The 21,312-nt window shown below is 53.6% G+C and carries 12 protein-coding genes; all 12 read left to right on the top strand.

Annotated elements, in window-relative coordinates; all coding sequences use genetic code 11:
• Positions 1-41 precede the first annotated feature (41 nt).
• The 12 genes from NYE26_RS21690 to NYE26_RS21635 all read left to right on the top strand — a co-directional run bounded on the left by NYE26_RS21690 (position 42) and on the right by NYE26_RS21635 (position 21,297).
• On the top strand, positions 42-1,025 hold the full coding sequence (locus NYE26_RS21690) for an ROK family protein (RefSeq protein ID WP_339250059.1): 984 nt from the start codon (positions 42-44) through the stop codon (positions 1,023-1,025).
• 31 nt (positions 1,026-1,056) lie between these two features.
• Entirely contained in the window at positions 1,057-2,235 is a 1,179-nt protein-coding gene (locus NYE26_RS21685) for an MFS transporter (RefSeq protein WP_339250057.1), read from the top strand.
• Positions 2,236-2,253: 18 nt separating this feature from the next.
• Positions 2,254-4,509 (top strand): helix-turn-helix domain-containing protein, encoded by a 2,256-nt coding sequence (locus NYE26_RS21680; protein ID WP_339250055.1) that lies wholly within the window; start codon positions 2,254-2,256, stop codon positions 4,507-4,509.
• A gap of 348 nt (positions 4,510-4,857) precedes the next feature.
• Entirely contained in the window at positions 4,858-6,450 is a 1,593-nt protein-coding gene (locus NYE26_RS21675) for an extracellular solute-binding protein (protein ID WP_339250053.1), read from the top strand.
• Between the two features lie 132 nt (positions 6,451-6,582).
• Positions 6,583-7,449, top strand: coding sequence for an ABC transporter permease subunit (locus NYE26_RS21670; RefSeq protein WP_051477937.1), 867 nt, complete (start codon positions 6,583-6,585; stop codon positions 7,447-7,449).
• Positions 7,450-7,476: 27 nt separating this feature from the next.
• Positions 7,477-8,349 carry a carbohydrate ABC transporter permease gene (locus NYE26_RS21665; protein ID WP_209877530.1) on the top strand — a complete coding sequence of 291 codons (873 nt, stop codon included), beginning with the start codon at positions 7,477-7,479 and terminating at the stop codon, positions 8,347-8,349.
• A gap of 8 nt (positions 8,350-8,357) precedes the next feature.
• Entirely contained in the window at positions 8,358-10,091 is a 1,734-nt protein-coding gene (locus tag NYE26_RS21660) for a hypothetical protein (protein ID WP_339250051.1), read from the top strand.
• Between the two features lie 94 nt (positions 10,092-10,185).
• Positions 10,186-12,555 carry a glycoside hydrolase family 95 protein gene (locus NYE26_RS21655; protein ID WP_339250049.1) on the top strand — a complete coding sequence of 790 codons (2,370 nt, stop codon included), beginning with the start codon at positions 10,186-10,188 and terminating at the stop codon, positions 12,553-12,555.
• Positions 12,556-13,078: 523 nt separating this feature from the next.
• Positions 13,079-17,407, top strand: a complete 4,329-nt coding sequence (locus NYE26_RS21650) for an endo-1,4-beta-xylanase (protein ID WP_162174680.1) — start codon at positions 13,079-13,081, stop codon at positions 17,405-17,407.
• A 322-nt stretch (positions 17,408-17,729) separates the two neighbouring features.
• Positions 17,730-18,590: an ABC transporter permease subunit gene (locus NYE26_RS21645; protein WP_235191831.1), complete on the top strand. Its 861-nt coding sequence runs from the start codon at positions 17,730-17,732 to the stop codon at positions 18,588-18,590.
• Between the two features lie 18 nt (positions 18,591-18,608).
• Complete coding sequence (locus NYE26_RS21640; protein ID WP_036724075.1) at positions 18,609-19,487, top strand: carbohydrate ABC transporter permease; 879 nt, start codon at positions 18,609-18,611, stop codon at positions 19,485-19,487.
• 103 nt (positions 19,488-19,590) lie between these two features.
• Complete coding sequence (locus NYE26_RS21635) at positions 19,591-21,297, top strand: extracellular solute-binding protein (protein ID WP_036724073.1); 1,707 nt, start codon at positions 19,591-19,593, stop codon at positions 21,295-21,297.
• The last annotated feature ends 15 nt before the right edge of the window (positions 21,298-21,312 follow it).

Raw genomic sequence — 21,312 nt, 5'->3', positions numbered from 1 at the left:
AGCATAAGCTTATATTTTATAGAATGACGGGGGAATCCTAGATGAATATGTTAACTGCCGGAATTGATGTTGGCGGCACCAAGACACTGCTATGCCTCACAGATGAAGTAGGAACGGTGCTTGAACAGTACAAGGTGGAAACGCAGCTGAGCCGGGAGCCGGAGGTGTTCTTCCGCTGGTTATTCGCCGAACTGGAGCAGCTCTGCAAGCGTAACGGCACTACGCTCGCTTCTCTGAAGGGAGTGGGCATCGGGTTCCCTGGAGTCATGAATGAACGTACCGGCACACTGACCAGCGCACCGGCGCTCAATTGGCCTGCAACCATGGATATTCGTCCGGTAATTGCCGCTTATTATCCCGGACTGGTGGTGCTGGACAATGATGTGAATATGGCAGCTATGGGCGAGTATGCAGCAGGCTCGGCTGCCGGATCTGAGCATTTCATTATGATCACGGTCGGTACTGGTGTGGGCAGCGCCTTGTTCCTGAACGGCCAGCTCTACCGGGGAGCCAGCTTCGCTGCGGGTGAGATTGGCTATCTCATCGTTGAGCCGGGAGCGGTTCATGCTGCTGCCGATCCGGAGTACAGTGAGTTCGGCCCGTTTGAGATGGAGGTATCCGGCACGGGAATCGGGGCGAAGGCGGCGGCCAGGCTGCACGGGAATAACAGCAGTTCATTGATCCGGGAGCTGGCGCAGGGCGATGCGGTCCGGGCGGAGCATGTATTTGCAGCCGCGCAGCAGCAGGATGAGACGGCACTGGCGCTGCTGGATCATGCGTATGAACAGATGGCGGCGGCGGTCAAGAATATAGCGATTACGCTGGATCTGGAGCTGGTCATTCTCGGCGGTGGTGTTGTGGAGAAGAACCCGGGCTATGTGCAGGAGGTTGCAGCGCGGGTCAGCCGGTATACTCCTGAGCAATCCTTAACTATCCGGCAGGCGGTGCTCGGCAATCAGGCGGGAGCGATAGGTGCTGCGGCGGCGGCCCGAAGCAGGCTGAGCGCAGGAACCGGGCAGAATTGAGGCTATGAATATGAGACGCGGAACAAGTATAATGAGATTCTCTGTAGGCAGCAAGGAGAGCGAGGTCCTGCTGAAGATGCGCGGTCTGTATCTGTTCACAGGTCTGGCCGGGGGCAGCTTCAACCCGTATGTCACCTCTCTTCTGGTTCATCAGGGCATGACGAGCCAGAGGATTGGAGTGATGATGGCATTCGGCACCTTGCTGGCGATTCTGTTTCAGCCGTTATGGGGAATTCTGGTGGACCGCTATCAACGAACAAGACTGGTACTGATGCTTACCCTGATTGTTCCCGGCACCATAGTCTATCTCTACAATGTAAAATGGCTTGTCGTCATTGTGCTGGTATACAGCTTGTATACGATTTTTCAGAGCACCCAGACGCCGATTGCCGACGCTTATGCAGTGAATGCAGCTTCAGCCGCAGGCACCTCGTTCGGGACCATCCGGCTGTTCGGCAGTATCGGCACGGCGCTGGGAGGGTACTTCGGCGGACTGTATCTGAACTGGATGGGGGTCACCGAGCTGTGGATTCCCTTCCTGCTCTTCAATCTGCTTGCTCTTATCCTCGTGATGACCATTCCCGTGAATGTGGAGCGGCGGGCGCAGCATGTAACGTTCACCAGCGGAATCAGGCAACTGCTGGGTAACCGGGTCTTTCTGCTATTTCTCGCCGGTTGTTTTCTGGTGAACCAGACGCTTACGGCCTTCAACTCCTTCTTTGTGCTGACCTTCCAGATGGCGGGCGGGAGCTTCGCGTGGTCAGGCATCGCCCTGATGATTGCTTCCATTACCAGTGTTCCGGCAATGCTCGTGGCCGCAAGAGTCCTGAAGAAGCACGGCTATGAGAAAACATTGATGCTGGCCTCCGTTGTCTACATGCTCCGCTGGGCGATCCAATGGCTCATTCCTGTTCCCGGTGTTATGATAGGTGTCCAGACGCTGCACGGCATGTCTTTTGGTTTCTTCTACATTGCAGCCGTAGAATATGTGGCCTCCATTACGGGTAAAGAGCTGCAAGCCACAGGACAAAGTCTGTTCAATATGGTGTTTGTCGGTCTTGGTGGCATTGCCGGGAATCTGCTGAACGGGTATCTGCTGGAGACCGGCGGACCGGGACTGATGTATTTCTCCTGTACGGTCAGCGCCGCGCTCGGCGCATTGCTGCTGTACAAGGTAAGCTCAATTTCAAGTAAGCAGCAGTCTGAATAAGAAGAAGGGGGAAGCTCTATGAAGCGCAGTTGGTATAGTCGGATGCTATTCTCATACTTCCCTGTCTTCCTGCTTGTAGTCACTGTTCTAATCTTCCTGGCCTTCATGGTCATTACGGAGCTGTCCCGCAGCGAGACGGAGAAGGCTAACTACGTATCCACCAGCTATGTGGCGGATACGGTGGAGCGGACCTTGAATGAGATAGAGCTGGGGGTGCTGCAGGAGATCGGAAATAACTATTCCTATAATGACTTCCTGGATGCGCCCTCCGGCACGGACTCACCGGCAGGCAGCTCGTATGAAATTGTGCAAAGTATGAACCGTCTATCCGAACGCTTCAGCCTGATTGATTCAATCTATGTCTACCGTAACAAGGACAAGCTGATGCTGGGCCAGAGCGGATACGTGAATCCGGGGCAGGGCCAAGGGCTGGAGGCAGAATATTTGCAGCAGCTCTCTGCGAATAAGAATAAGCAGCAACAGGGGTGGAGCGCTGTACGGATGGTTCAGCCCAGGAACTCTAAGGACTTGCGCCCGGTGATCAGCCTGGCCAGCAGGCTGCCGATTCCATGGGGCTCCGACGGTTATATTGTTATTAATGTCAGTGTGTACCGCGTAGAGCGTCTAGTGGACAGCTTGACGAGTGGAGAACTGTCCTTCCTGCGGATCAAGGATGTCTCGGGGACACCGATCTATGATTCTGCTCCGGCCGCAGACGGCGAGAATAACAGAACGCTCTCGAAGGTCGAGGCGAAGAATCTGGGGTGGACCTTCGAGAGCGGACTCCGGGCCGGGCGCTTATTCGATTGGATCTCGGTGATCTCCTACGTCTGGTTCATTCTCGGGCTGCTGACGATTGCGCTGGGCGTAGTGTATATCATCTACATCACCCGGCGGAATTACCGGCCCATCCATCAACTGATGGTGCGGATTCAAGGACTTCAGCCTGCGGCCCAGGACGCCGCTCCTGGCGTAGCTTCCGATGAGCTGGCCCTGATGCATAACGCGCTGGACCGGCTGGTGCAGATCACTACCGACTATGAGCGGGAACGTTATGAGAATCTGGTTATTCAGCGCCGGGAGCTATTCCTGGATTTCCTCAGCGGGCAGAGGCTGGAGGATGCGGCAGAGCGGCTGGAGACGCTGGACCCTTTCGAGGGCACCAGGGAGTTCGAAGCGTTCGTTGTATTCACAGCCGAGCTGAACCGGGAGAAGGACTGGCATGCGCTGCCTGCTCAGGATCAGAACCTGCTGAAATTCGCTTTAACCAATGTACTGGGGGATCTGATGGCAGATAAGCAGCTTCAGGCCTGGGCCGAATGGATCAGCGGGGAGCGGCTGGGGATGATTATTGGCTTCCGGTTCCAGCCGGTGAAGGATGACAGTGATACGATGCTGGAGCTGGCAAGAGACTGCCACCGCTGGATTATGGATAATCTGCGGGTATCCTTGACCTTCGGAGTGGGTACGGTCGTCCGGGACTGGCGGGAGATCCGTGATTCTTACGCGGCAGCGGCTGAGGTGCTCAGTCACAGGCTGGCCTTGGGAACAGATATTGCTGCAGTCCAAATGGATCAGCAGGACGATTCCGGATTGCAGAGCTATAAATACTTCGGAAGCTTCACCCAGCTGGTCCGTGAATTCCGCCTGTCGGGCGAGAACTGGCGAATCCGGCTGGACGAAATCTTCGATTCCTTCCGCAAGGACCGCCTGAAGGACGAAGAGATCTATATGCTGCTGGAAGTACTGCTCCAGGCGCTGGAGCAGGAGCTTAAGGGGATAGCGGAGACGCTGGACCGTCAGCTCGCGGCAGCATGGAGCGGCGGTCTGCGGGAACGCATCCGGGGCAGCACCAATCTTGAAGAGATCCGGGAGCTGCTGACCGGCTGGCTGAATGAAACCTACCATGTCTATGTGTCGGTCAATGAGCTGAAGAGCCACCGGGTGATGATTACCGAGGTTAAGCATTATATAGAAGAGCATTATGCGAATCCTGATCTGTCCTTGAATCATCTGAGCGAGCGGTTCCAGATCTCTGCGAAATACGCCAGCTACCTGTTCAAGGAAGAATTCAATATGAAGTTTGTGGACTTTCTCGCAGAGCTGCGGCTGATGAAGGCCAAGGAACTGCTGGAGACGACTTCAGAGAGCATACAGGATATTGCCCTGCAGATTGGATATGCTAATTCCATTACCTTCGGACGGGTCTTCAAGCGTATTACGGGCATGACCCCGGGGGATTACCGCAAATCGAAGCTCCATAAAGATGAATAAGCACTGCGTAAATCCGGCTTCAACAGATTCCGGGTTTGCGCTTTTTTTGATTATTGTGGGAGGTCTGGTGCAATGGGTGGTAAATACATAACATGATTAGTTATATATGAGTTAGATATTTAGGTTAATGAATACGATTTTCGTGAAGCATTCCTGCGATAATTGTATATTCAGAATGAAAAATGCTGCAATTTCATTGGGTTTTTCATGAAAAATCAATAAGAAACATGTATATTGTCGAATTCCGCAAACGATGTAATAATTCATCACATGGTCAAGCCGTAAGCATCATACAGAGACAACAGGCTGATTGAAATCAGAAATCGAAAGGGATAGGTGATAGGGAATATGACAAATGATAACGGTAAAAGAAGGTTGGCTCTCGGTCTCTCAGCGGTTCTTATGTCATCCATGGTATTGTCTGCATGCTCGTCTAAAGATTCCAGTGAAGCAAGCGGCAACGGTGCAGCGCCAGCCGGCAGCTTGAAGATCGAAATTTTTGACCGTGGTAATGCGCCGGCCGGTGTTACGGCATCCGATAATTTCCTCACCAATTATGTTAAAGAGAATTTCGGAAAGGCTAACAATATTAATGTGGAATTCGTTCCTATCCCCCGCTCGGAAGAAGTGACTAAGCTTAATGTCCTGATGGCCAGCGGAACCGATGTTCCTGATATCGTCTTCACCTATGATTCCGGGACCTTCAACAAATATGCCGAGCAAGGCGGGCTGACGGATCTGACTCCGCTGCTGCAAGAACACGGACAGAACCTGACCAAGTTCCTTGGCGAGGATACTTTGCGCTACGGTCAATACGATGGCGTCCAGTATAGCATTCCCGCCAAACGCTCTACGATAGGTAAATATGCTTCCTTCATCCGTCAGGATTGGCTGGATAAGCTGGGGCTTCCCGTTCCGGCTACCTCAGAGGAGCTATATAATACACTGACCGCCTTCAAGACCAAAGATCCGGGTGAAACCGGCGGCAAGGTGATTCCTCTGGGCATGACGATTGCAGCGGCGCAGTATGATTCGCTGGTCTGGTCCTTCATCAAGCCGGTTACTGAGCAGGAGCGCTTTGAGCTTACGCAGAATCTCAGCTCCCGGGACTACCCGATTCTGCTGCCCGGATTCAAGGATGCCATTCAATATATGAACAAGCTGTATAACGAAGGGCTGATCAGCAAGGACTTTGCCCTGGATGAGAATAAAGAGACCCTTACACAGAATATCGGGAACGGGCTTGTGGGCGCATTCAGCGATGATAACGATGCGATCTTCTACCCTGACGGTACTTATGATGTTCTGACGAAGAATAACCCGAAGGCTGTGCTGAGCGCCATTGATCCGTTCACGAACAGCGAGGGGAAGACGGCCAAGCCGGTATCTGCTCCGAACGGGATGTATATCATGATTCCGAAGTCCAGCAAGCATGCGGTGGAAGCTATGAAGTATCTGGACTGGATGTCTGCAGATGGTCATCTGCAATATATCCAGAACGGGATTGAAGGCGAGCATTACAAGCTGGAAGACGGCGTGCCGGTCTCCATTCCGGATCTGTCTGTCGAATCCTCGAACAAGCTGTCTGGCGGCGGGGATATCGGGATTATTGCGAACGGACGGATTTTTGAGAGCCAGGAGAAGAATAATGAGGCCTTCGTGAAGAGCTTCCGCACCCAGTATCAGGACATCATCGCGAAATCACTGACGATTTCCACCACTAACCCGATTGAGCCGGTGTTCACCAGCCGTCCGATTGAGGCCGAGAGCAAATACGGCACGACACTTAGCGATAAAATCAAGCAGCTAATGGTGAAAGCTACAATGGTCCCCCCTGGTGAATTCGAAGTCACCTATGAGAGTATGCTGAAGGACTACATGTCGAGCGGCGGACAGGCCATTCTGGATGAACGGAAGGCTGCCTACAGCGAGCAGAAATAATTGAATTCGAGGTCCGTGAGGGAGGGGAGCGGCAGGGCTGCCGGTCTTGGCTGCTTCCCCTTACAGCCTCAAGGGCACAGTGGAGGAGGAATTGTTGTGGGATACACCCGTTATTTCCGCAGAAATTGGCAGATGTACGCATTGCTGGTCTTACCCATGCTGTTCTTTATTATTTTCAAATACGGTCCAATGTATGGTGTGCAGATTGCGTTCAAGGACTTCAACTTTTTCAAAGGCATTGGTGGCAGTGAATGGATTGGTCTTGACGGATTCCGCGAGGTATTTGCGAATCAGGACTTTTATATAACCTTACGCAACACGTTGATGCTGAACTTTCTGGATTTGATTGTTTCTTTTCCCGCCCCCTTGATTATTGCCATTATGCTATTTGAGCTGAAGGTGGTCTGGTTCAAGAAGCTGTCTCAGACGATTCTGTATATTCCGCATTTTATTTCCTGGGTAATCATCGGCGGGATTGTGTACCAGCTCTTTGGCCAGCAGTCCGGGATGATTAACAACCTGTTAACGAGCCTGGGGCTGGATGCCATTCCTTTTCTCTCTGACAAAAATTATTGGCTGATCACGTACCTGCTGACTGGTGTCTGGCAGAGCGCAGGCTGGGGGACGATTCTCTATCTGGCGGCACTCGCGGGCATTAATAAAGAGCTGTTCGAAGCGGCGGAGGTCGATGGGGCCGGAAGAATCAAGCGCATTCTGCATATTACGATTCCGGGGATCAAGCCGACGATTGTTACGCTGCTGATCATTAATCTGGGCAACATGATCTCGATTGGCTTCGAGCGGCCGTTCGTGATCGGTAACCTTGCGGTTATGGAATACTCGGATGTGCTGAGTACCTTTGTCTACCGGATCGGTCTGGAATCGGGGCAGTATACGCTGGCTACGGTGGTTGGATTGTTCCAGGCGGTGGTCGGACTTCTGTTCCTGCTGGTGGCGAACTATATCTCCAAGAAGCTTACAGACGAGAGTATCCTATAATCAACCTTTGGATCGGGAGTGTACATTATGAATGAAAGAGCAGCTAACAAGGCGTTTGATACATGGATTGTGATCTGCTTAACCTTATCGGTGCTGGCATGTCTGATTCCGTTCGTGCATATTCTCGCGGTCTCCTTCAGCGGAACGGTCCCGATTGCTTCGGGCAGAGTCACTCTGTTCCCTATGGACTTCAATATTGAGGCGTATAAAAAAGTGTTCAGTGATGCCGCGATGATCCGCTCGCTGGGCTTCACGATATTCCTGACGGTGCTGTTCACAGCGCTGTGCATGATGATGACGGTTGCGGCGGGCTATGCCCTGTCGAAGAAGGATCTGAAAGGCCGTAAAATCTTCATGTTCCTCATTGTCGTCACCATGTTCTTCAGCGGCGGTATTATTCCAGAGTATATTCTGACACGGGAGCTGCATTTGCTCAATACGATCTGGGCGCTGGTTCTCCCTGGACTTATTAGCCCCTTCTATATGATTATCCTGATTTCTTTTCTGGCAGGTATTCCTGACGCGCTCAAGGAATCTGCTGAGATTGACGGCAGCAGCCAGTTCGGGACGCTGATCCGTATCATTCTGCCGTTATCCATGCCGGTGCTTGCTACCCTAAGCCTGTTCTATGCCGTCGGCAGATGGAACGGATTTCAGGATACGCTGATGTATATCACGAAGCCGGAGCTGTATCCGCTCCAGCTTAAGCTCTATCATATGATCCAGAACAGCCAGGTATCCGATCTGATGAGAATGGAGGGGAACGCGGTCAGCACGGTTGTGCCGGAGAGTCTGAAGGCGGCTACTGTAATGTTCGCCACAGTTCCTATTCTGCTCGTCTATCCATGGCTGCAAAGATACTTCGTCTCGGGTGTAATGACCGGGGCGGTGAAAGGGTGAGCAGACAGATGTTCAAGAAGATAACGGACATTAATGACAAATGGACAGAGGAATCTATGGAGCTGCAGATCCGTGACCGGGAGAGCCGGTACTTCGGGGGCGTGCGTGATCCGCTGAGCGGTGTAGCCTGGCCGAATCATACCGGCACGGCCCAGTATCTGGCGGCATGGGCGGCAGCCCTGGTGAATCCGCAGTCCCGGTACTACCGGGATCTGGTCCTCCTGGAGCAGCTGCATGAGGGGATGGCATTCATGCTGCGCTTCCAGCATGAGGACGGCACGATCTCGCCGGGCTGGACGAATTATCATTCCCCGCCGGATACGGCGTTCGTCGTGGTCGGATTAGCCAATATCCTCACGCTGCTGGAGCGGCAGAGCTGGCCGCCGCTGCAGCCGGTGACGGATCAGATTCGAGCCTTCCTTGTGCGGACGATTCCGGCGATGCTGACCGGGGGTGTGCATACCCCCAATCACCGCTGGGTGCTGACTGCCGCGCTGGGGTCTTTATACCGGATATTTGCCCTGGAGGAATTACAGGCGAGAGCCGGGGAATGGCTTCAGGAGGGGATGGACATTACGCCGGACGGCGAATGGACGGAGCGGAGTAACGGAATCTACAATACGGTCAGTGACATTATGCTCTATTACGCCGCGCAGGATCTGAACTGTCCAGAGCTGCTGGAGCCGGTCCGCCAGAATCTGCGGATGATGAAATACCTGGTTCACCCGGATGGTGAGGTGGTCACCGATTACTCTGGGCGGCAGGATTTCGGCAGTGTCTACTCGCTGGCTGACTATTATCTGTGCTACCAGCTGATGGCTGAGCATGACCGAGACCCGGAATTCGCTGCTCTTGCGGAGCTGGCAGGCCGCTCGGTTATCCATCCGGGTTCGCTGCCCAATCAGATTATGCTGGGGTTCCTGCTCTATCCGCAGATGCAGGCGGCTTCAGTCTCGCCGGGAGAATTGCCGGACAGCTACCGCAAGGTGATCAATGGCACGTTTAATCGTCAGGAGCTGATGGGCCGAATCGGTCAGGACGGCTACGGCGGGCCTGTCCGCCACAGCAAGCAGCATACGGAATTCGGCGCTCCTGTTGCCCGTGTGCGCAGCGGAGAGACCAGTGTAAGCGTGATGACCGAGGCTTCCTCGCTGTTCTCGCTGCGGCATGGCCGGGCAAGGCTGCTTGGGGTTCAGCTGGCTTCAAGCTTCGAGCCTGGACTGATTACGATGGATACGCTGACGGAGATTTCGGGCGGCTATCGTCTGGAGTCTGTAGCCGGAAAGGGCTATTACGGCACCATTCCGGCGGACAAGCTGCCATCCCGGACCGGCTTGCCTTGCAGCCCGTGGTATCTGCTGCCTCATGGAGAGCGGCCGCTTACCCATAACCAGACGAGCAGTGTCTGCGTGAAGGTAAGCGAGTGGGAAGCTGGCTGGGATCTGCATTTCTCAGCGCTGTCTCCGGCAGATGTGCTGACCCAGATCGTCCTGCTCTTCGGCAGCGAGGGCAGACTTGAGGGCTCCGCGCTGACGCCGGTGCCGGGGATGAGCAAGGCTTCCTTCTGGACCGCCGGAACACTCCGCTATAGTGCAGGGGAGGACTGGATGGAGCTTGAGCAGGGCTGTCATGAGCATCACCTGGCCGATATCCGCGGGATGAGCTATCCCGAAGGCTGCCAGAAAGTCATCGTAACACTCATCACTCCTCTGGAATATAGCCTGCGGATTCGTCTTTCCTGACAGATGCCTATATAATGAAAGGGTTATCAGGATTTATCAGGACTTAAGGGTTCAGCCAGATTAGAAATTACGGTGTATGGAGGTAAGCTGCGCAATGAATATTTCATTTAATACCCCCGCCACTTATTGGGTGGAGGCGCTTCCAGTCGGCAACGGACGGCTGGGGGCTATGATTTTTGGCGGCATCGAGAAGGAACGTCTGGCGCTGAATGAGGACACACTGTGGTCCGGGTACAAGACAGACTGGAATAATCCGGAGGCCCGCGAGGTTCTCCCTGAGGTCAGGGCGCTGATTGCAGAAGGCAGGAATGAAGAAGCGGATCAGCTATGCAAAAAAATGATGGGCCCCTACGCCCAGTCCTACCTGCCCTTCGGGGATCTGCTGCTTACGATGGAGCACGGGCAGACCATAGACGGGGAATATAGCCGGAAGCTGGACTTGTCCACGGGTGTTGGTACCGTCTCCTATGTAATCGGCGGTGTCCGCTATACCCGGGAGGTCTTCGCCTCTCACCCGGACCAGGCGATCATTGTCCGTTTAACGGCCAGTGAGGAGCACCGGCTCAGCTTCCGGGCGAAGCTGGACAGTCCGCTCCGCCACCGTTCGGAAGCAGACGGGGAGCACTACACGATTACCGGACATGCTCCTGAATATGTGGCACCGAATTATTACGAAGTCGATCAGCCGGTCCGTTACGGTGGAGAGTCCCCCCGGAGTCTGGAGTTCCACGGCCGTCTGGCTGCGGTCCAGACTGGAGGCCGCCTGGAAGCTACTGCTGACGGTATCCAAGTTACCGGCGCAACGGAAGCGGTTCTATACTTCAGTGCGGCGACCTCGTTCGATGCGGAATCGGGCACAGTGAAGGCGAATTACGATGTGCGGCAGCAGACTGCGCAAACGGTACAGCGTATCATTATTGAGCCTTATGCCGGGCTGCTTGGCCGTCATGTTGACGACCACCGGGAGCTGTTTGACCGGGTAGAGCTGCATCTGGGAGAGAGCCTGGCTCCGGAGGGCATGCCGACAGATCAGAGAATTGCCGCCTACGGCAGCAATGATCCGGGGCTGGTAGAGCTTCTGTTCCATTACGGCCGTTATCTGCTGATTGCCAGCTCCCGCCCCGGCACACAGCCGGCAAACCTCCAGGGCATCTGGAATCAGGATACCCGGGCACCGTGGAGCAGCAATTACACGCTGAATATCAATGCGGAGATGAATTATTGGCCGGCAGAGATCTGCAATCTGTCCGAGCTGCATCAGCCGCTGATTGACTATACCCGGAGGCTGGCGCTCAACGGCAGCGAGACGGCCCGGATTAACTATGGCGCACGCGGCTGGGTAGCCCATCATAACGCCGATCTCTGGGCGCAGTCGGCTCCCGTTGGCGGCTACGGCGACGGAGATCCGGTCTGGGCATCCTGGGCGATGGGGGGGGTATGGCTTACCCAGCATCTGTGGGAGCATTATGCCTTCAGCGGCGATCTGTCCTATCTGCGGGAGACCGCGTATCCTGTGATGAAGGAAGCGGCCTTGTTCTGCCAGGATTGGCTGATCGAGAACCCGGACGGGTACCTGATTACCTCACCATCCACTTCTCCTGAGCACAAAATCGTAGACGGCGGCAAGAAGTATGCCGTCAGCGAAGCGGCAACCATGGATCTGTCGCTGATCGCGGAGCTGTTCACGAACTGCAGCCTTGCTGCCGGATTGCTTGGGCTGGACGGGGAGTTCGCGGCCGAGCTGGAGGCCGCCCGCGTGCGGCTGCTGCCACTGCAGATTGGTGCCGGAGGCCGGCTTCAGGAGTGGTCGGCAGATGTGGAGGATGAGGATGTGCATCACCGCCATGTCTCCCATCTGGTCGGGGTCTACCCGGGCAGATCGATCACGGAGAAGTTAGTTCCTGAGCTGTATGAAGCAGCCAGAACCTCGCTTGAGATTCGCGGAGACGGCGGAACCGGCTGGAGCTTGGGCTGGAAAATCGGACTATGGGCCAGATTCAGACAGGGTGACCGCGCCAAGCAACTGATCACGAACCTGCTGACGCTGGTTCAGCCGGAGGCCGTTAACAATGAACGCGGCGGTGTCTATCCGAATCTGTTCGACGCGCATCCGCCGTTCCAGATTGACGGAAACTTCGCGGCTACAGCCGGAATTGCCGAGATGCTGCTGCAATCCCACCAGGGTTATCTGGAGCTTCTGCCCGCCCTGCCTTCAAGCTGGAGCGAAGGAAGAGTAAAGGGGCTGCGGGCACGCGGCGGCTATGAGGTGAACCTGACCTGGAGCGCTGGCGTTCTCGGACAAGCGGAGGTTACCGCTCATCTTGGTGGAGTCTGCCGGGTTCTGGCAGAAAGGCCTCTGGAGATTATGCGCGGAGAAGACCGCCTATTGGTGGAGCCGGATTCGGACGGTCTGGTGAGTATTGAACTGCAGGCGGGGGAACGTGTCGTTGTACGGTATGCTTAGCAGATAAGGCAAGTGAATAATAGTTATGCAAATTGCAGCACGCTTCAGATTGTGGAGTGTGCTGTTTTTGCGTTGTTTGGGTAGTGCGCGGGGCGAATGTAATCGAAAAACCGATCACATTGCGCCGGATGGTGCCATACGGACTAAATGTAATCAAAAAACCGATTACATTGCGCCGGACGGTGCCATACGGACTAAATGTAATCGAAAAACCGATTACATTGCGCCGGACGGTGCCATACGGACTAAATGTAATCGAAAAACCGACCACATTGCGCCGGAGGGTGCCATACGGACTAAGTGTAATCGAAAAACCGATTACATTGTGCAGAGGGGAGGCGCGTGGTCCGAAACATGTGCTGGCGCGAGGGGGAGCCGGGTGTATGCGGAAAACCGCTAATTTCCCCAGCCCCGCTTATCATTTTGTTATCAATCCTATCAAATTGTTATTTGTAAACGATTTCCAATCGGCTATAATTCTTTGTGTAAGCGCTTTATAAAGATGATTCTTAGGAGGGTACAGATGCTCAAGCCTAAACGAATAATGAGCCTCACGCTGGCGCTGGTCGTCCTCGCAGCCTCGGTGCTGCCTATGCGCACACCGGCTCATGCGGCGGCCGAGGGAGGCCCGGCCGTTGTTCTCGCTTCGGACTATGAAGACGGCACCGCGCAGGGCTGGACCAAGAAAGGCGACGAACAGCTTACGGTAACGAAGGAAGTCTATCATGGAGGCTCCTACAGTCTGTATGTGGATGGACGGACCAAGGATTGGGAAGGGCCCAATCAGTTGCTATCGGACCAGATGACTCCGAATACAGCCTACACCGTGGGAGCATGGGTGAAATCTCCGGCGCCGGTCAAATTCACGGTACATACCAAAATCGGCGAAGCCGAGGATTGGAAGGCTGTAGCGGAATTGAACGGCGGGCAATGGTCTGAGGAATGGACTTATCTGGAAGGTACTTATATTACAGGCGATAAGGTAGGCTTCACGGAGATTTATGCGGAAGCCGCAGCAGGAACTGCATTCTACTTGGATGATATCAAGATTACCGCCGCTGCGGTTGAAGTCCCGGACGGGGAGGAAGGGCTGCGCACGGATTTTGAAGACGGAACGCTTCAGGGCTGGAAGAACCGGATTGGTCCGGAGTCGTTGTCGGTGAGTCAGGATACGGCTAATACGGGAACTCACAGTATGCTGGTCGAGGGAAGAGAGCGCAGTTTCTACGGGCCAAGCCTGAGTGTGAAGGAGCATCTGCGGCCGGGCAAGAGCTACCAGTTCTCGCTGTATGTCCGCCTGAAGGAGAAGCCGGAGGCCGACAAAAGCCTGCAAATGACAGTGTATAAGAAGGCCGGCTCCGAGAGCTGGAATGCGATCGATAAGGTTAGCATTAAGGCTGATGAGTGGGATCAATGGCATCTGCTGAAGGGGAATTTCCAGTACAGCGACCAGCCGTCCGAGCTGAACCTGTTCGTGGAGACGCCTTATATTACAGAGGATACCGTCGATACCTTATCCTTCTATGTGGATGATGTAACCGCCCAGCCTGCTACAGAGCTGAGCATTGAACAGGATATTCCGTCGTTAAAAGACATCTACGCTGGTGACTTCGCCATCGGAGCCGCAGCGTATTCCTGGCAAATGGAAGGGGTCTACGGAGAGCTGCTGAAAAAGCATTTCAACAGCATCACAGCCACCTATGAAATGAAGCCCAAGTTCCTTGCGCCTTCCGAAGGCACCTATGTCTTCGACGGTGCGGATAAATATGTGGAGTTTGCCCAGGCAAACGGGATGGGACTTCGCGGACACGCACTGCTCTGGCACGTCGATGCTGCGGAGTGGATGTTCACGGGTCCTGACGGCCAGCCGGCCAGCAGAGAGCTGCTGCTTACGCGTCTACAGAGTTATATTGAGACCGTTATGCACCGTTATAATGGCAAAATCTATGCCTGGGATGTAGTGAACGAAGCGATTGCCGACAATGGCGGCGGTCCGGACGGCATGAGAATCACGCCTTGGTATACCCTGATCGGGCCGGATTACATTGAGAAGGCGTTTGAATTCGCGCGTGCGGCGGACCCGGAAGCGAAGCTCTATTACAATGATTATTACACAGAGGTACCGGAAAAGCGTGAGCATATCTATAAGCTGCTGAAGACGCTCAAGGCGAAGAATCTGATAGACGGCGTGGGCCTCCAGTCTCATCACGGACTGTTCTCCCCATCCATTTCGGAGATTGAAAAGACGATTCAGCAATTCTCGCAGCTTGGGCTGGACATTCAGATCACCGAGCTGGATGTCGATTCGGGCATTAGCCCGTCCTCCCCGCTGCCTCCAGATATCGCTGCGCGGCAGGGCAAACGCTATAATGATCTGTTTGAGCTATACAAGAAATACAAGGACACAATCTCCTCAGTCTCCATCTGGGGCGTGCAGGATGAGAAAAGCTACAATAACCATGCCATGTTGTTCGATGAGCAGCTGAAGGCAAAGCCTGCTTACTGGGGGGCAGTTGACCCATCCAAGTTGCCGGCCATTCACAATGTAGCCGTGGCTCTTGAGGGTACACCTCAGGCAGGCGAAGCCGGGCAAGCCCTGTGGAGCAAAACAGCAGGGATTCCGCTGGAACAGGGCAGTACAGTAACTGCCAAGGTTCATACGCTGTGGGATACGAACAATCTGTATGTGAAGGCAGACGTTACCGATGCTAGTCGGAACGCGGAAGACAAGGTTGAGCTTTTCCTGGATGAGAACAATGGGAAGACTACGGCTTATCAGCCGGATGACCGCAAGATCAGCTTACCGCGTTCGGGCTCCGGGACCGAAGGAGTCAGCTTCACCAGCACAGAACGTGAGGGCGGTTATATCATTGAAGCGAGAATTCCGCTTATAACCGTTAAAGGTTCCGCAGGCGCGGAGTTGGGTCTTGATATCCGTGTCAGTGACGCGAGTGTTCCGGGTTCTGTTCCTGCCTACTGGAATGACAGAAGCAGCTCCCAGGATACGGATACCAGCCGTTACGGAGTCCTCCAGCTCTCTGCAATGCCTAATTCAGCGGAGTCAGTGAAGGGTCAGGTGCAGATTGACGGGCAGATGGATGCGGTATGGGAGCAGGCGAAGCCTTTTGAAGTTAAATTGGCTTCCTCTCCTTACAGCACCACCGCAGAAGCCAGATCAATGTGGTCGGAGGACAGCCTCTACCTGATCGTTGATGTGAAGGACGCCTTACTGAAGGCGGATGCCGTGAATCCATGGGACCAGGACTCCGTGGAAATCTTCATCGATGAGAATTTCAACAGAACCCCTTATTACGAGGGGGATGATGGTCAATACCGGATTAATATTAATAATGTGGCGTCCTTTGGCGGAGGCGCCTCGGATAGCAGATTGACCAGCGCGGTAGTCCATACGGACACCGGGTACCGCGTAGAAGCCAAGATTAATTTCGGAATGATCAAGGCAAAGGCGGGAAGCTCCATCGGGCTTGATCTGCAGATCAATGATGATCGGGGCGACGGCACCCGCAGTACGAGTAAGTGGAATGACAGGGGAGAGGATACCTGGCGGGATACCTCGAATTTCGGGATCTTGACCTTTGTGGCACCAGCAGAGGGACCGCAAGCGGGAACTGAAGGTACATCCCCGTCCCCATCGTCTGGCTCTGCTCCATCGTCCCAGGCACCTGCTCCGGCAGCGGTCTTCGCAGACGGTAAGCTGACTGTTCAGGCTTCCCCGGATAAGGCAGGAATTCTGCATGTGAATCTCATGCCTGAGGCCGTCCGCCAGGCGGTGCTTCAGTCGCTGGACAGCGGCATTCTGAAGATCGCCGTTAAACCTGCGGCAGGAGCCGAAATGCTACAGCTCGGGCTTCCGCTTCAGAGTCTGGCCGCACAGCCGAAGATTAAGGAGATTCAGATTGAGAGCGGCTTCGGGGCGGTTCTGAGCCTGAACACCCAGCTGCTGAAATTGCAGGATACACAGGCAGGAGATGTTCTACAGCTTCAAGTGAAGCGTGTGGCCCAGGACGGATGGCCGGCAGCGGTGAAGGCCCGCTTGAATGGAGCGGCTGTACTGGACTTCTCGCTCACTATCCATGGAGCCAAGATTACAGCAGTTGACGCAACGGCGCTTACCCTGCTGCTGCCTTATGAACTTAAGTCAGGCGAGCGGGCGCACCAGCTTGTGGTATATCAGGTGCTGGAGAATGGGCGGCTTGTGGTTGTGAAGGATCGTCAGTATGATCCGGCTACAGGCTATGTCTCCTTCAAGACCAAGGAGCTTGGACAATATGTGGTTGCCACGGTGAAGCTGCCAGATCACAAGAGCAGCAAATGGGCAGCCGAGAGTGTTGAAGCTCTGGCTGCAAAAGGAATACTTCCTCTGGGAGCAGAGGCTTCCTATGAGACGGGGGTATTGATGAGCCGGGCGGAATTTGCCCAGCTGCTGGTCGATGCTTTTGACCTTCAGGCTGCAACAGCCGCTCCAGGCTTCAAGGATGTCAGTACGGATTCCCCATATGCCGAGGCTATTAACATTACAGGAGCCTTAGGTATTGTAAAAGGTAGAGCAGATGGGCTCTACAGTCCTAACGCTACACTCAGCCGTCAGGAAATGGCGGTCATGCTGAACCGGCTCGTCCAGCTAGAGCAAATCATACTGAAGGACGATTCCGCTGCTGTTCACAGCTTCAAGGATCTGAACCAGTTGAGCGCGGAAGCTTCAGGCGCAATAGAGAAGCTGCGGGCTGCCGGAGTCATCCAAGGCGCACAGAACGGCAACTTCCTGCCGAAGGCCCAGATGACCAAGGAGCAGGCTGCCTTGGTAGTATACCGGATAATCAGTCTCAATTAGTAGAGTAGTGTCCGCAAGTCTATAGCATTGATTCGAGCAGCGGTTCTCCCAGGTAAGGGGGCCGCTGCTTTTTGTGATGGGAGTAATTTAACATGGTTATCATTTTGTTATCAATGCTTTGTATTTATCATGTATCTGTCATGTCCGGCTAGGTATGATTAATTTATAAACAAAGTAAACGGATACACGTTGACCAGCAAAGGGGAGCAGAAGCATGAAAAACATGGTTACGCCAGCCAGCGTAAAAGGCGAGAAACTGGATGTCAATGCGGGGAGTCCCCGAAAAAAATCGAAATGGACCAAGAACCTTAGTCTCGATCTGATGGTTCTGCCGGCTTTGATCCTAACCGTGATCTTCGCCTATATTCCAATGACGGGCCTTGCGATTGCCTTCAAGAATTACAAGCCGGGCTTAGGCTTTAGCGCCTCCAAGTGGGTGGGGCTGGAGCATTTTGAATATCTGTTCAGTATTCCCGAGAACGTTCAGATCATCTGGAACACACTGATTATTGCCGGTCTGAAAATGATCGCCAACCTGATCGTTCCTTTCTTATTCGCACTGCTGCTGAATGAGATCCGCAAGATGGCATTCAAAAAAATGGTACAAACCATTGTCTATATGCCCCACTTCCTTTCATGGGTGATCCTAGGCGGTATTCTCTCCGACCTGCTGGCCAGAGACGGCGGCTTGATCAACCAGGTGCTGGTCAGTGTATTCGGCATCCAGCCGATTTTCTTCCTGGGTGACGGGAACTGGTTCCGGTTTGTCGTTGTAGTGAGTGATGTCTGGAAAGAGTTCGGCTTCAACACCATCGTCTTCCTGGCCTCCCTGGCGGGAATTAACCCGGCACTCTATGAAGCGGCTGAGGTAGACGGAGCAGGACGCTGGCAGCAGACCTGGTCGATTACGATGCCGGCCATGCTGCCGATTACCATCGTGGTAGGAACACTGGCGCTGGGTAACGTGCTTAACGGAGGCTTTGACCAGATCTTTAACCTGTATAACGCGCTTGTCTTCGATAAAGGGGACATCATCGATACATTTGTCTACAGACTAGGAATTGTTGACGGTAAGTTCAGCTTCTCCACAGCGGTCGGATTGTTCAAATCCGTTGTCAGCTTTGTCTTGATCGTAACAGCTTACCGCCTTTCGTATAAATTTGCTAACTACCGTATTTTCTAGAATGGAGGCTAATAGGGCATGTATCATAAAACAAAACCTTACCGCATTTTCACCGTGTTCAACTATATCCTGATGATCGCAGTTTCAATTATGTGTGTTGTCCCTCTGATTCACGTTCTTGCTGTATCATTCAGCGGGAAATCGGCAGCCAATGCCAATCTGGTGGGTCTGTGGCCGGTAGATTTCACAGTGGACGCCTACACCAAGACTGTAGCCAATGAGAATTTCACCCGGTCCATCTGGGTGACGCTGCAGCGCACGGTGCTGGGAACGCTGTTCAGCATGGGGGTAGTCATTCTGGCTGCCTATGCGCTGTCCAAAGAGAACGCCCGGTTCAGACGCCGGAACATGTATATCTGGCTGCTGGTCTTCACCATGCTGTTCAGCGGCGGTCTGGTACCGATGTACATTCTGATTCAGAAGCTGCACCTGATGAACTCCTTATGGGTGCTGATTCTGCCGGGAGCCGTCTCGGTATGGAATATCATTCTGCTGCTTAACTTCTTCCGGGCCGTGCCCAAAGAAATGGAAGAAGCCGCCTTCATCGACGGCGCAGGTCATTTCAGAACACTGTTCAGCGTGTATCTCCCGGTATCTATGCCGGCTATTGCTACACTGTCGCTGTTCACGATTGTCGGTCACTGGAACTCCTGGTTCGACGGCCTGCTGTATATGACGGATCACCGCAACTATCCGCTGGCGACCTTCCTGCAGTCAGTCATTGTCCAGCAGGACTTCAGTAAGGTGACTGTACGGCCGGAGGATCTGGAGAATATCTCGCAAAGAACGGTCAAAGCCGCTCAGATCTTTATCGGGATGGCACCGATCCTCATCGTGTACCCATTCCTGCAGCGTTTCTTCGTGAAGGGAATTGTCCTCGGGGCGGTTAAGGAATAGCCGTCCTTCCTATTAAAGGGGGTGATGCACGCGCTGAAAGCTGAAAAAGATTGACTCATATAATTAATATGATTAAATTTTAATTAAAGGGGTGCAAGATTAAATGATAAAGAAAATGAAATTCTCTGCGGCGGCAGTGTTATCCACAGTCATGCTGGGCAGCTTGCTGGCCGGATGCGGCGGAAATGCTGACAACAAGAAGGCGGAAGGGGACAACAAGCCGGCGGCAAGCGAAGACGCTATGTATTCGGCTCCCTTTGAGAATGGCAAATATACAGAACCGGTAACCATCTCAACCGTATTTCCCATCGCAAGCAGCCTGAAATTCAAGAATGGCGAAAATATTGAAAATAACGTGCACACCAAATGGGCCAAGGATACGCTGGGCATTGATATCAAGTATCTCTGGACCGTAAGTGACCAGAACAACGCCTATGAAACCAAGCTGCGCCTGATGCTGACCTCAGGTGAAAAAATGCCGGACATCATCTCTTTCCGTGGAAGCCCTTCCCTGATCTCTGATCTGATTGACAGCGGCCAGTTCACCGATGCAGGCGAATTGTTCGACAAATATGCTTCCGATATCTACAAAAAAGCGATGGCCGAAGAGCCAACCGTATGGAATCCCTACATGAGAGACGGCAAGCGGATGGGGATCCCGATTCTGGAAAACGCTTATAATAATGACCCGGTTATGTATATCCGTGAGGATTGGCTGAAGAAGCTGAACCTTAAGGCTCCGACGAATCTGGCTGAGCTGGAAACCGTGCTCGATGCGTTCACGAACCAGGACCCTGACGGCAACGGCAAGAAGGATACAACGGGACTGGCTGTGGGCTTCAAAAACAACCTGAACACATGGATGTCGGAAGCCGGATGGGTCTTCGGGATGTTCGGCGCCATGCCTAACCAGTGGAACAAGACGGCGGACAACCAGCTCGCTTACGGCTCTGTCCAGCCGGAGATGAAGGAAGGCCTGGCAACGATGCAGAAATGGATGAAAGAAGGCTATATCTCCTCCGAATCCGGTCTGTATGATGAGAACAAAGCAACAGAAGCTTTTACAGCAGGCAAAGCCGGTATCATTGTCGGCCCTTACTGGATGACAGGCTGGCCGCTGCCGGATCTGCAGAAGAACGTTCCAGGTGCAGTGCATAAGGCTTATCCGCTTCCGGCAGGCCCGGATGGCAAGGTAGGCAGACACGGCACGAAGATCGCCTCAGGTGCTGTATTGATCAACAAGGATATGGAGCATAAAGACGCATTCTTCGTCTACCAGAACTATCTGTTTGATAACTGGGCTAACCCGGACAGTACAACCTTCGTGAACGGCTTCGCCAAAGGCTACGATTATGATATCGCTGAAGACGGAACCGTCCTGAAAGAGCAGGATACGGATAAGATTCCAGGCGGCTGGGTGGATGCGATCCGTTATACCCTGACTTACGATGGAGCCATTATTCCTAACCTGATGATGAATACACTGGCCAAGCTGGCCGGCGGCGCTGAGCCTGCTAACCAGTATGAGAAGAATCTGTCCGAGCGTATTCCTGAGCAGATCTTAGCAGCCAAAATCATCGTCGATCAGAAGGACAGTGTAATGCCTGAGATGTTCACAGGTACGCCTACTGAAACTCAGCTCTCCCGTGGAGATATGCTGGAGAAGCTGGAGAAGGAAATTCTGAACAAAATTATTTATGACAAAGCGCCGGTAGACGAATTCGATACCTTTGTAGAGAAATGGAAAACTACAGGCGGTGATAAAGTGACCACAGAGGTCAATGAATGGTATCAATCTCTATCGAAGTAAAGATACGGAGAATCA

The sequence above is a fragment of the Paenibacillus sp. FSL P2-0136 genome (genome assembly GCF_037975325.1).
Classification (GTDB): domain Bacteria; phylum Bacillota; class Bacilli; order Paenibacillales; family Paenibacillaceae; genus Paenibacillus_AQ; species Paenibacillus_AQ silagei.
Note: the sequence above shows the minus strand (reverse complement) of the source record. Positions and strands in the feature narration are given on the sequence as shown.